Annotated in this window: 8 protein-coding genes; 4 read left to right on the top strand and 4 right to left on the bottom strand. The window is 38.6% G+C overall.

Going from position 1 to position 13,785, the window contains the following annotated elements:
- Positions 1-139: 139 nt before the first annotated feature.
- The 4 genes from rpsJ to rpsL are packed head-to-tail and all read right to left on the bottom strand — an operon-like array spanning position 140 to position 3,448.
- Complete coding sequence (gene rpsJ, locus BLT95_RS12530; RefSeq protein WP_010519396.1) at positions 140-445, bottom strand: 30S ribosomal protein S10; 306 nt, start codon at positions 443-445, stop codon at positions 140-142.
- A gap of 10 nt (positions 446-455) precedes the next feature.
- Positions 456-2,567 carry an elongation factor G gene (gene fusA, locus BLT95_RS12525; protein ID WP_089666503.1) on the bottom strand — a complete coding sequence of 704 codons (2,112 nt, stop codon included), beginning with the start codon at positions 2,565-2,567 and terminating at the stop codon, positions 456-458.
- 6 nt (positions 2,568-2,573) lie between these two features.
- On the bottom strand, positions 2,574-3,050 hold the full coding sequence (rpsG, locus tag BLT95_RS12520; protein ID WP_089666502.1) for a 30S ribosomal protein S7: 477 nt from the start codon (positions 3,048-3,050) through the stop codon (positions 2,574-2,576).
- A 23-nt stretch (positions 3,051-3,073) separates the two neighbouring features.
- A complete protein-coding gene (gene rpsL, locus BLT95_RS12515; protein WP_010230128.1) occupies positions 3,074-3,448 on the bottom strand; it encodes a 30S ribosomal protein S12 in 375 nt (124 codons plus the stop codon).
- 319 nt (positions 3,449-3,767) lie between these two features.
- On the opposite strand from rpsL, the gene BLT95_RS12510 reads away from it, so the two are divergent.
- The 4 genes from BLT95_RS12510 (at position 3,768) to BLT95_RS12495 (ending at position 13,711) form a co-directional block, all read left to right on the top strand.
- Entirely contained in the window at positions 3,768-6,890 is a 3,123-nt protein-coding gene (locus BLT95_RS12510; RefSeq protein ID WP_089666501.1) for a TonB-dependent receptor, read from the top strand.
- Positions 6,891-6,909: 19 nt separating this feature from the next.
- Positions 6,910-8,559 carry a RagB/SusD family nutrient uptake outer membrane protein gene (locus BLT95_RS12505; RefSeq protein ID WP_089666500.1) on the top strand — a complete coding sequence of 550 codons (1,650 nt, stop codon included), beginning with the start codon at positions 6,910-6,912 and terminating at the stop codon, positions 8,557-8,559.
- A 351-nt stretch (positions 8,560-8,910) separates the two neighbouring features.
- A complete protein-coding gene (locus BLT95_RS12500) occupies positions 8,911-12,123 on the top strand; it encodes a SusC/RagA family TonB-linked outer membrane protein (protein ID WP_089666499.1) in 3,213 nt (1,070 codons plus the stop codon).
- A gap of 4 nt (positions 12,124-12,127) precedes the next feature.
- Positions 12,128-13,711 (top strand): SusD/RagB family nutrient-binding outer membrane lipoprotein, encoded by a 1,584-nt coding sequence (locus BLT95_RS12495; RefSeq protein ID WP_089666498.1) that lies wholly within the window; start codon positions 12,128-12,130, stop codon positions 13,709-13,711.
- Positions 13,712-13,785 lie beyond the last annotated feature (74 nt).

Genomic DNA, 13,785 nt, shown 5'->3' with positions numbered 1-13,785 from the left:
AATTATTAATTGTTTACTTATTTAAAAAACTAAGGGCTGAAAAATACATTTCAGCCCTGAATTGTATCTTTCACCGTTTTTCCTTTGCGAAACGCGCCGGACATGTTAACCGCGTACCGAAGTACGCGGAACTGTTTTATCACACTTTGATCTCTACCTCTACACCACTTGGCAATTCAAGCTTCATCAACGCATCAATCGTTTTTGAAGAAGAGCTATAGATATCAAGCAATCTCTTGTAAGAGCTTAACTCGAACTGCTCTCTGGATTTCTTGTTCACGTGAGGTGAACGAAGAACAGTAAAGATTTTTTTATTCGTTGGCAACGGAATTGGTCCGGTAACAACAGCTCCCGTAGTCTTTACGGTTTTTACGATTTTCTCAGCAGACTTGTCTACCAGGTTATGATCGTAAGATTTTAGTTTTATTCTGATTTTTTGACTCATTTCCTTAAGATTATTCGTTTGCTGCTCCTTTAGCTGCTTTGATCACTTCTTCAGAAATATTAGAAGGAGTTTCAGCATAGTGAGAGAATTCCATAGTTGAAGTTGCTCTACCAGATGAAAGTGTTCTTAATGTAGTTACATAACCGAACATTTCAGAAAGTGGCACTTCAGCTTTGATTACTTTCGCTCCAGATCTGTCTGACATGTTGTTTACCTGACCTCTTCTTCTGTTAAGATCACCAACAATATCACCCATGTTTTCTTCTGGAGTTACAACTTCTACTTTCATAATTGGCTCAAGGATTACAGCTCCTGCTTTCTTAGCAGCATCTTTATATCCCATTTTAGCAGCCAATTCGAAAGAAAGTTGATCTGAATCTACAGGGTGGAAAGATCCATCCTTAAGTTCAACCTTTAATGAATCCATTGTAAATCCTGCAAGAGGACCATTCTTCATAGCCTCTTTGAAACCTTTCTCTACTGAAGGAACAAATTCTTTAGGAATACGTCCACCTTTAATAGAATCTATAAACTGAAGTCCCGTTCCTTCGAAATCTTCATCGATTGGTCCCATTTCGAAAACAATATCAGCAAACTTACCACGACCACCAGATTGTTTCTTATAAACCTCTCTGTGATCTGCATTTCTTGTAATAGTTTCCTTGTATTCTACCTGAGGCTCACCAACGTTCACTTCAACTTTAAACTCACGCTTCATACGATCAATAATGATCTCAAGGTGAAGCTCACCCATACCAGAAATAATTGTCTGACCTGAGTTCTCATCAGTCTTAACAGTAAAAGTAGGATCTTCTTCAGCCAACTTACCAAGAGCCATTCCCATTTTCTCAACGTCTGCCTTAGTTTTAGGCTCCACTGCGATACCGATTACCGGTGCAGGGAAAGACATAGATTCTAATACGATTGGACTCTTAAGATCTGTAAGAGTATCTCCAGTCTTAATATCTTTAAAACCAACAGCAGCTCCAATATCTCCAGCTTCAATACTGTCGATAGGCTCTTGCTTGTTAGAGTGCATTTGGTAAATTCTTGAGATACGCTCTTTTTTACCAGAACGAACGTTTAATACGTAAGATCCAGCATCAAGAGTACCAGAATAAGCACGGAAGAATGCCAAACGACCTACGAAAGGATCGGTAGCAATTTTAAACGCAAGCGCAGAAAATGGAGAATCCACATTCGGCTTACGGCTTTCTTCTTCGCCAGTTTCAGGGTTTGTACCAACGATTGCTTCAACATCTACCGGAGATGGAAGGTAACGCATCACAGCGTCAAGCATCGCCTGAACACCTTTATTTTTAAATGCAGAACCACACATCATTGGAATGATGCTCATATCTATAGTAGCAGCTCTTAATGCAGCAATGATCTCATCTTCAGTAATGGAATTTTCATCCTCGAAGAATTTCTCCATTAAAGCTTCATCATATTCTGCAACCGCTTCTACTAATTCTGCACGGTATTTATTCACATCTTCTAAAAGCTCTTCAGGAATATCAATTGTATCATAAGTCATCCCATGATCTTCATCATTCCAGATAATCGCTTTCTTAGAAATAAGATCTACCACACCTTTGAAGTCGATTTCATCTCCGATTGGCACCTGAAGCGGCACCGGGTTACCACCAAGCATTTCTCTTACCTGACGACATACATTAAAGAAATCTGCTCCCTGACGGTCCATTTTGTTTACGAAACCTAGACGTGGAACTCTATATTTATCAGCTTGCCTCCAAACAGTTTCAGACTGAGGTTCAACCCCGTCTACTGCAGAAAACAGAGCAACAACACCATCAAGTACACGTAAAGAACGCTCTACTTCTACCGTAAAGTCAACGTGACCTGGAGTGTCAATAATATTAACTGTAAATTCTTGATCGCGGTACATCCACTTACAATGTGTAGCCGCAGAGGTAATAGTAATACCACGCTCCTGCTCCTGCTCCATCCAGTCCATAGTAGCAGCACCATCATGAACTTCACCGATTTTATGACTTATACCTGTATAATAAAGGATACGCTCTGTAGTAGTAGTTTTACCTGCATCAATATGAGCTGCAATCCCGATATTTCTAGTAAATTTTAAATCTCTTTGTGCCATGTTGTTTTAGAATCTAAAGTGAGAGAATGCTTTGTTAGCTTCAGCCATCTTATGAGTATCTACCCTTTTCTTAACAGCAGCTCCTTCTTCTTTCGCAGCAGCAAGAACTTCAGCCGCTAATTTAGCAGCCATAGCTTTCTCATTTCTCTTACGCGCGAAGCTAATTAACCACTTCATAGCAGTAGACACCTTACGGTCTGGCCTTATCTGCATTGGAATTTGAAAAGTTGCACCTCCAACACGTCTACTTCTCACTTCTACGTGAGGCATAACGTTAGAAAGAGCATCTTTCCAGATCTCTAATCCAGATTTCTCTTCGTCTTGTTTCTTTTCTTCCACGATCGCGATAGCGTCATAGAAAATTTTAAAGGCAACAGATTTTTTACCATCCCACATCATCATGTTCACAAAACGTGTTACAAGCTGATCGTTAAATTTTGGATCTGGTAAAAGAGGTCGTTTTTTCGCCTGTCTTTTTCTCATTTCTTTACATTAAAAGTTTTTAATTACTTCTTAGGGCGTTTAGCTCCGTACTTAGACCTACGCTGAGTTCTACCTTCAACACCGGCAGTATCTAACGCACCACGAACAATGTGGTATCTAACACCAGGCAAATCTTTTACCCTTCCACCTCTAACCAATACTATCGAGTGCTCTTGTAGATTGTGACCTTCTCCCGGAATGTAGGCATTCACCTCTTTTCCGTTAGTTAACCTCACCCTTGCTACTTTTCTCATAGCCGAGTTTGGTTTCTTAGGAGTTGTTGTGTACACACGTGTACAAACACCTCTCCTTTGAGGGCACGAATCCAAAGCAGCCGATTTACTCTTCTTGGTTATTTTGGCTCTTCCTTTTCGTACTAATTGTGAAATTGTTGGCATAATTTCCTATACACTAATTATTAATAAATTTAATCCCCTGTTTTTTAGGGTCTGCAAAGGTAGAAATAAAAAAATATAATTCAAACAATATCTTATTTATTTAGTTTAGAAATATTTACAGCTGCTTGAAATTCAATTTTAAATTCCTTCTATTACGCTTTCAAAACATCAGTCAGAAACACACCTCTCAAAAAAAAACTACCTGTTTTAACATTTGTTTTACAACAAATGCAAATTGATGTTAATTTTTAACCAAAAAACCTTGCTTAATTAACTTTTTATTAGCAATATTGAAGCGGCTAATTCAAATAAAACAAAAATGAAATCAAATTTACGTAGTATTTTGACGCTCTTACTGGCGTTTGTTGTGCAGATGTCTTTTGCCCAACAAAAAACTATTACCGGGACAGTATCAGATGAAGGTGGCCTTCCTCTGCCCGGTGTTAATGTCCTCAAAAAAGGTACATCAACCGGGACACAAACAGATTTTGACGGGAATTATTCCATCGAAGCTGCAGCAGGAGATATTCTTGTATTTTCATTTGTAGGACTACAATCTCAAGAGTATACCGTTGGCAATGTAAATATTGTAGATGTCACCATGAGTGCTGATGCTGCTTCTTTAGATGAAGTTGTTGTAGTAGCTTATGGTACCACCAGTAAAGAAGCTTTTACAGGTTCTGCAAGTGTGGTTGGCAAGGAAGACCTGGCTATAAGGAACGTAACATCGCCTATTGCAGCCATTGAAGGTCGAGCAACGGGGGTACAATTTACCTCTCCTTCCGGTCCCGGTGAATCTCCAGGAATCGTTATTAGAGGTGTGGGAACTCTTAATGGTGATACAGACCCTCTATATATAGTAGACGGAATGCAATTTGAAGGAAGCTTAAGCTCAATTAACCAGGAAGACATCGAGTCTTTCACCATTCTTAAAGATGCTGCATCTACCTCCCTTTACGGTTCTAGAGCTGCAAATGGGGTGGTAATAATCACAACGAAAAAAGGTACGAAGGGCGAGCCAAAAATTAGTTTCTCAACTCAAACGGGAATAGTAACCAACGGAGTGCAAACTTACGATCAGGTAACTCCAGGTGAATATTACGAAGTTATGTGGGAGGCTCTTAAAAACTCGAGTGCCGGTGGCGGTGACCCAGAATTTGCAAGCGCAAATATCTACAACCAGTTAGGCTATAATCCATTTAATGTACCTAATGATCAAATTGTAGGTACAAATGGTCAATTAAACCCGGATGCCCAGGTAATCTATCAAAGTTTAGATTGGTTTGAAGAATTACAACAAACAGGGATTAGAACAAATTACAATATGAATGTCTCAGCCGGTGGCGAAGATCATACAGTATTTTTCTCTGCTTCGTATTTAGATGAAGAAAGTTATGTAGTAACCTCAGGATTTGACAGATTAACTGCCAGACTGAATGGTGAATTTGATGTTAGTGATAGAATTAAAGTTGGAGGTAGTGCAAATATTACTATTTCTGAGGCAAGAGGACCAAGTTCTGCTGGTACAGGAAGTATTGTGAATCCATTTAGTTTCGCATTAGGGATGGGCTCTATCTATCCTGTATACGTAAATGATCTGCAAGGGAATATCGTAACCGATGAATTTGGAGAACCAGTATTTGACAACGGTGAAGGATTCCCTGAGTTTAACATTGGATCCAGACCAACGAATCAAGGGCGTCACGCACTTCAAGAGCTACTTCTAAACAATGAAAGCGATAGAAATAACACATATGGATTTAGATTCTTTGGAGATATCAATATAGTTGAGGGCCTAAATTTCAGAGCAAATTACGGTAGAGACATCAACGAACTTTTTGAAAGAGAGTATGAAAACGCCATCATTGGTGATGCACAACCAGACGGAAGATTAAGTGAGGACCGTGCACGAAGAGAAGTTCAGAACTTTAACCAGATCCTTACATATGCAAATAGTTTTGGAAACCACAATGTAGATATCACTGCTGGTCATGAAAGTTTTGAAAGGACAATTTCAAACCTGGAAGGTCTAGCAACGATACAAGCCGCCAATGGAATTTTTGAGTTCGCGAATTTCTCAAATATTGTGGATCTGGATGGCGCTACGTTTGACAAGGCTATTGAAGGTTATTTCCTTAGAACCAACTATAATTTTGACAATAAATATTATATAAGTGGTTCTGTAAGACGTGACGGATCTTCTGTATTTAATGCAGATAAGAGATGGGGAACATTTTATTCTGTAGGTGCATCCTGGAGAATAGACCAGGAGAATTTTATGGAAAATGTGTCTTTTATTGATAGATTAAAAGTTAGAGCATCTTATGGAGAGGTAGGTAACGATGATCTTTTAGATAGCTACTTATCACAGGCAAGATTCTCTATTACTTCTAATGCTGCAAATCCTGCAATTCTTTTTACAGACATAGGAAACACAGATCTACAGTGGGAAACTATAGAGAATTTTGATGTTGCCTTAGAATTTGGTTTATTCAACAACTTTTTAGAAGGTTCTATTGAATATTACAAAAAGAACTCAAGTGACCTACTTTACAATTTACCAATTGCATTAAGTAACGGATTAAACCAGGTTCCTGTTAACCTTGGTGACATGTACAACTCAGGTTTAGAACTTGCACTTACTGGTCATTTAGTAAACAAGGCTGATTTTTTCTGGGACCTGACATTACAGGCTTCAACATTTAAAAATGAAATCACCTCTTTACCAGATCCATTTATCAACGGAAGTAAAAGATGGGCAGAAGGACGTTCAAGATTTGACTTTTTCTTATTGAGAACAGCTGGAGTAGATCCAGAAACAGGAGACCAACTATTCCTTCTATATGAGCAGGATGAAGACGGTGAGAGTGTTCCTGTTCTTGATGCTAACGGAGACATTGCAACCACAAATGATTGGCAGGAAACTGAAAGAGCTTATACCGGGGATTCTTCTATCCCAGATCTATTAGGTTCTGTAGCCAATAGTTTCGGTTACAAAGGTTTCACTGTAGATTTCCTTATAACTTACGGAATTGGAGGAAGTGTTCTTGACAATGCATATTCAAGTTTGATGCATAGCGGATCTTACGGAAATTCTCTTCACCCGGATATTTTAAATGCCTGGAGACAACCTGGAGACATCACTGATGTTCCAAGACTGGAGAATGGTAACCCGAACCTGGTTAGAACACAATCAGATAGATTTTTAACTGACGCAACTTTCTGGTCACTTAAAAATGTTAATATTGGATATAGTTTTGGCAACAGCACTACAGACGCTATTGGCCTGGATGACCTTAGAATATCACTTACAGGTGAAAACCTATATTTGAGTAGTGAAAGAACAGGTTTAGATCCTCAATACAATTTGGCAGGAACACCTCCTGGTGACGATTTTTCCCCACCAAGAATTGTATCTTTAGGTTTAAATCTTTCCTTTTAATAAATTAAAAAATACAACTATGTTAAATAAATTAAAATATCTTCTCCTGGTATTTCTTACAGTACCAATTATATCCTGTGAGAAGGACTTTCTCGAAAGAACCCCGACTGACGCAATTTCGGCATCTGCCGCTTTAGCGAATCAGGAAAACATGCAACTGGTACTTAATGGTGTGCACCGTGGTTTATATTCTCAATCACAAACGGTATTTCCAGGTGGTAGCACAGCCAGAGCTAACAACCATTACTGGGTACCACTGGGAGATAACTTAACAGGGGACCTCATACATTCTGCGAATGCAAATAACCTATCCTGGAGATCTGCAATGCAATGGAACGAGCATACACAGCCTACTTCCCTTACGGTAGAATTACTATGGTATCATCGCTACAACATTATTCTTCATGCAAACTTGTTGATTAATGGAATTACGGATGGCGATCTAACAGAAACTCCTGGATTAAATACAATACTGGGACAGGCGTACGCTTATAGAGCATATGCTTACCTATCCCTAGTTCAACACTACGGAAGAGGATACTTAATTGGTAACCCGTCTTCAGACCCCGGAGTTCCATTACTTTTTTCTTCGGAAGCACCTTTTACAAGTCAGCCTAGATCTACGGTTCAGGAAATTTATGATCAAATAGGATTGGATCTGGAAGCTTCTATTAGCGCTTTTGAAAACGGTAACCCAAGACCATCTGGAGGAGCAGAAGTTAAGTCTCAGTTGAATATTGATGTAGCATACGGCCTTAAAGCACGTTGGGCTTTATCAAAAGGTGACTGGCAAACTGCTGCTGATGCAGCTGTGAAAGCAAGAGAGAGTTACGCCTTACTTGGAGAAGATGACTGGAAATCTGGTTTTAACACAAACAACCTTTCTGAGGTTATTTGGGGGAGCAATGTAATAGCAGCGGAAACTACTTTCTTCCGTTCTTATTTTTACCTGGCGAGCAACACTTTTAATGGAAGCCAGATTAGAAATAACCCGAAAATTGCAGACCGCAGAATGGTTGATGCCATTCCTGAAACAGATTACCGTAAAGATGTTTTCTTACCAGATGCACCAAATTCAAACACTTCTGCTGCAAATGGCAATGGTGGATGGGAAAATAATACAAACCCACTATACTCAACAGAAGAAGAGTTTGATGCGGCAATAGCAGACATTAAAGGAACTTATGGATTGGTTTCAGGACATAATACACATCCATACATGCACTTTAAATTGAAGCAGGCAAACCCTGGAAGTATAGATCCAGATGATGTTATTTACATGAGAGCTTCAGAAATGTATCTTATCGAGGCCGAAGCTAAATTAATGATGGGCGATCTATCTGGAGCTAAAGCAGCTTTAGCGCCTCTGGCAGAAGCTAGAGACAGCGCATGGAGCGCAGATGATTTTAGTACTGAAGATGGTTTCTTCGAGCATTTAAAATTCCAGTGGAGATTAGAAATGTGGGGCGAAGGCTTTGGATACACTAACCATATAAGATGGGATGAAGGAATTGACCATGCAGCCAATGGAGGTTCAGGAGCTTCTGAAGTTCTTTATCAGGGAGCTTATCAAATGGATAAACCTTCAGTAAATGATGACTGGATCTTTAAGATCCCTCAGGCAGAAATTAATGCAAATCCAAATTTAGGTCCTTCAGATCAGAATTAATTAAGGACCAATTTTTTGAATTACCCAAAAGTCTCCAGCTTTTTTTAAAAAGTCTGGAGACTTTTTTTCTTCATCCTTAAATTTTTAAGATTTACCTGCCCTTCTCTCGTACTAACATAATCTGAAACAAGAACCTCATTTAAGAGTAAACTTAAAAGATTATTTATATAAACTATTAAACCCCAGAAAATCATTAAATAATTAATATTATTAACAATTATTATCCATTAAAAACCAAGGAGATCCTCACATTAAAAATTTAACCATATTTAAATATTTTAATTTTAAAAGCTTGTTTAATTAACCATTTATTATCACATTTGGCGCTGGCTAATTCAAACAAATTTAAAAATGAAAGCAAAATTTAGTAGTATTTTAACGCTATTACTGGCGTTTGTTGTGCAAATGACCTTTGCGCAAGAACAAACGGTATCCGGTACGGTGACTGACCAAGATGGTCTGCCCCTACCTGGAGTTACCGTTATTATTAAAGGAACATCAACTGGTGTACAGACAGATTTTGATGGAAATTACAACATTGAAGCTTCTCAAAGTGATGTGTTAGTTTTCTCCTTTGTAGGAATGAAAACAGCAGAATATCCTGTAGGAAGCACCAATATTGTGGATGTAGTATTGGAAACGGACACCGCTCAACTTGACGAGGTAGTAGTTACCGCGTTGGGTATAACAAGAGAGAAAAAATCTCTAGGTTACGCTTCTCAACAACTTGATGGTGAAGAAATCACAAAATCCCGTAACTCCAATGCCTTAAACGCACTTAGCGGACAGGTTGCTGGTGTTCAAATTACGAACAACAGTGGTCAGCTTGGAGGTTCTACAAGAATTGTACTTAGAGGTGTTGGTTCTGTAACACAAGGGAATAAGCCACTTATTGTTGTTGATGGAATTCCATTAGATAACTCTAACTACAACACTGAATCTGCTCAAGATGGTGGTGGTGGATACGATTTCGGTGATACCGGATTCGATATCAACCCAGATGATATTGCCAGCATGAACGTACTTAAAGGTGGTGCAGCAGCAGCTCTTTATGGTAACCGTGCAAACAATGGTGCTATTATCATTACCACAAAATCTGGTAAAAAAGGTAAAGCAGAAATTACTGTTAATTCAGGTGTAAGCTTTGAAAGTATCAACATTATCCCACAAGTACAGAAGTTGTACGGTGGTGGTGGTGGTAATGCACTTACTATCGAGCAATCTGGTTTTGAGCAGGCAACCATTGAAGGAACTACTTACAATATCGTAGATTACGGTACTGATGAATCTTGGGGACCAAGATACGATGCAAACACTGAAGTTCTTCACTGGGATGCATTTGATCCTGAATTTCCAAATCAGTATTTAAACCCAAGACCATGGGTATATCCTGAGAATGACAAAGAAGATTTCTTTAACACAGGTGTGAGCCTCAATAACGGTGTAGCATTATCTTTAGGTTCTGAGAAATCTACAATGAGACTTTCCTTGAACAATACACAATCTAGTGGTATCGTTCCTCAGAGTCAACTTGATAAAACAAGTCTTAACTTTAACGGAACTTCTCAACTTAGTGATAAGTTGAAAATTGATGCTGGTATCAACCTTACAATTACTGATGGTTATAACCGTCCAGCATTTGGTTACAGTGGAAACAGTGTAATCCTTCAGTTCTTCCAGTTTGGTCAAACTCAATTGGATTACGAGAGATTAAAAGATTATGTACTTCCTGATGGAACTCAGAGAACCTGGAACAGAATTGCATTTGACAATCCTAATCCAAGATATACAGATAACCCTTACTGGATTATCAATAAAAACTATTCTGAGGATAAGCGTACAAGATGGTTTGGTAACGTAGGTGCACAGTATAATTTTACTGATGATCTTTATGTTACTGCTAAAATGTACATGGATAATTACAACTTCACAACTGGCACTAGGATTGCTGAAGGATCTCAGGCTCAATCTAATTATGTTGAGAACCAAAGATATTTTACTGAATTAAACTATGAAGCGATCTTACATTATGATAAGAGTTTCATGGATGATGTATTAGATCTTAACACATTTGTTGGAGCTAATAAAAGAGATACTAAATTTAGTCGTCTTGCAGGAAACACTCGTGGAGGTTTAGCAGTGCCAGAAATTTACAACCTTGGTAACTCAGTAGACGATCCAGCACTTCTTGATTACAACGAACAAAAACAAATTGAATCTGTTTTTGGATCGGCTTCATTTGGATATGATGATATGTTATATCTTACTGTAACAGGTAGGAATGACTGGTCTTCTACACTTCCAGCAGAAAACAACTCATTCTTCTACCCATCTATTAACGGTAGTTTTGTATTCTCTCAGGTATTAGATGCAGACTGGCTATCATTTGGTAAACTTCGTGGAGGTTATGCTGAAGTAGGATCAGATACAGATCCTTACCAGTTAAGAAACACTTTTAATAACAGAAGTGCATTTTTTGGAAACATTCGTTACAATCAGCCTGATGAAAATAAAAATCCTAACCTACAACCAGAAAGAAAAACTACCTGGGAAGTTGGTTTGGAAATGGGCTTCTTTAACAATAGGTTCAATTTTGACGTAACTTATTATGATGAAGTAACTGAAGACCTAATTACTCCGGTACAGGTTGATCCAAGTACAGGTTACAGAAGTACTTTTGCAAATGCTGGAAAACTTTCTAACAAAGGTATCGAGGCATTGGTAAATCTTACTCCGGTACAAACTGAAGACTTTGACTGGAATGTAACATGGAACTTTGCTAAGAACGAAAATGAGTTACTGGAATTACTTCCAGGTGTAAATTCTCTTGAGCTTGCAAGCTTCCCGTTTAAAGGAGTTACTTTAAATGCCATCGTTGGAGAGCAGTACGGAATCATTAGAGGTACTGATTTTGTGTACGACGATGCAGGAAACAAAGTTGTTAGTGCAGGTGGTAGATATTTAGCTACAAATACAGTTCAAAACCTTGGATCTGTACTTCCAGATTACAACATGGGTATTAGAAACTCTTTCAGATTCAAAAACATTGATTTTGGATTCCTAATCGACATGCAAAAAGGTGGTGTTTATCGTTCATTGACTAATATCTGGGGTCACTATTCTGGTATCCTTGAGTCAACTGCGGCCAACAACATACGTGAAGACGGTATCGTAATTGATGGTGTTACTGGTGATGTAGCATTTAACAATGATGGTTCTTATACTGTTACTAACACAGCAGAGAACACAACAGCGATCCCGGCTCAACTTTGGGGTGTAGATCACTTCTTTGGACCTGATGCTCAAAACGTTTTTGAATCAGATTACTGGAAACTTCGTGAAGTGACTCTAGGATATACTCTTCCAAAAGACTGGATGGGTGAAACTGGAATTGAGTCTGTAAGATTCAGTGCTTTCGGAAGAAACCTTTTAGTATGGGGATTAGATAATGATAATTTTGATCCTGAAGTAGCTACCGGTGGTAGTGGTAACATTCAAGGTTCTGAAGGTGGATCTTTACCTTCTACAAGAACTTATGGTCTTAACGTAGAAATCAAATTATAAGAAAATGAAAAAGATTAATAATACAATATGGATGTTATTCCTGGGATTGATTCTCACATCATGTGGAGAAGATATTGCAGACGTTAACAAAAATCCAAATAGTCCGGAAGTGGTCCCGACTAATACAATTTTTAACAGTGCCACTAAAGAATTTACCGACTTCTCAAGAAGTTCTTTCAACAACGGTAGATTAGTGCTAAACTGGATGGAATATTGGGGACAAAACTCATACGCAGATGAGGATCGTTACCTATACAGAGAGACCAGTGCAGAGAGTCTTTATAGAAACACGTACCTGGTTGCAACAGATCTTAAGCAGATCATCGATCTTAACACAGATCCTGAAACAGCAGGAACTGCTTCTTCAGTTGGAGCAAATGAAAACCAGATCGCTGCATCTCGTATTATGCTAGCGTACATGTTCCACCAATTGACGAATACATTTGGTGATGTACCTTACTATTCTTATGGTACTGAAGATGCAGATTTCCAGGCACTTCAAATTGATGAAGTTTTATCTCCTGTATTTGCACCTCAGGAAAAGATTTACGCTGATATCCTTAAGGAATTACGTGAATCTGCTGATATGATCAATACTTCTGAGCCTGTTTTCACTACTGGTGATAACATTTTCAATGGTGATCCTGTGAAGTGGAAAAAGTTTGCAAACTCTTTAATTCTTAGAATTGCAACTAATCTTTCTGAGGTAGATCAAGCTACTTATGAGTCTGCTGCTTCTGCTGCAATCGCCGATGGTGTAATGGAATCAAATGCTGATAACGCTGTACAGGCTTATGAGGCTTCCGATGCAACTTCATCTCCATGGTGGTCAGCTTTTATTGCTAGAACTGACTTTGCTGTAGCAGCTCCATTTGTAAACCTTCTTAAAGGTGAAACTGGAGACTTTGGACCAGATGCAAGACTTTTCGAAATGGCTGCTCCTATTACCGTAGACATTGAGGATATCAAAGCAAATTCTTATGAGAGAAGCGAAGATTACGATGATTACGAAGGGGTTCCTTATGCATTCCAGAATGCTAATGACCTTCCATTTACCGTATATAGCTTCCCAAGTAGCAAGATCCTAACTCCAGATTACGGAGAAGTATTAATGGAATATGCTGAAGTTGAATTCCTACTTTCTGAATTCAATGACTGGAGCCAGGATAACTATGAGAATGGTGTAAGAGCTTCTATGGAAAAATGGGGTGTAGACAGTGCTGAAATTGATGCTTTTGTTGGATCACTTCCTGCTGCTAGTGAAGAAACTGTTTTAACTCAGAAGTATGTTGCACTATATATGCAAGCTCACCAGGCGTATGCTGAATACAGAAGAACTGGATTCCCAGATTCTGATATTCTTTTCTTACCAGGAGAGTCTTACACACTACCTGCAGTTCAGGCAGCTGAAACTGAAGATGACACCTACACATTTGATGCGGGTGTAGAAGGTGCTACAGATCTTCCTGCAAGACTTAAGTACCCTGTTATTCTTCAAACTTTAAATGGAGAAAACAGAGCTGCTGCAGTATCAGGACTAGATAATGGAGATACTATCTTCAGTACTTTATTCTGGGATGTAAACTAATTTATTAGTCATTTCATATAATTATTAAACCACCCTTTTCAGGGTGGTTTTTTTATTCCTTAAAATTAAACTTC

It is taken from the genome of Gramella sp. MAR_2010_147, assembly GCF_900105135.1.
Taxonomy (GTDB): Bacteria; Bacteroidota; Bacteroidia; order Flavobacteriales; family Flavobacteriaceae; genus Christiangramia.
The sequence above is the reverse complement of the archived record's forward strand: the minus strand, read 5'-3'. Positions and strand labels throughout refer to the sequence as shown.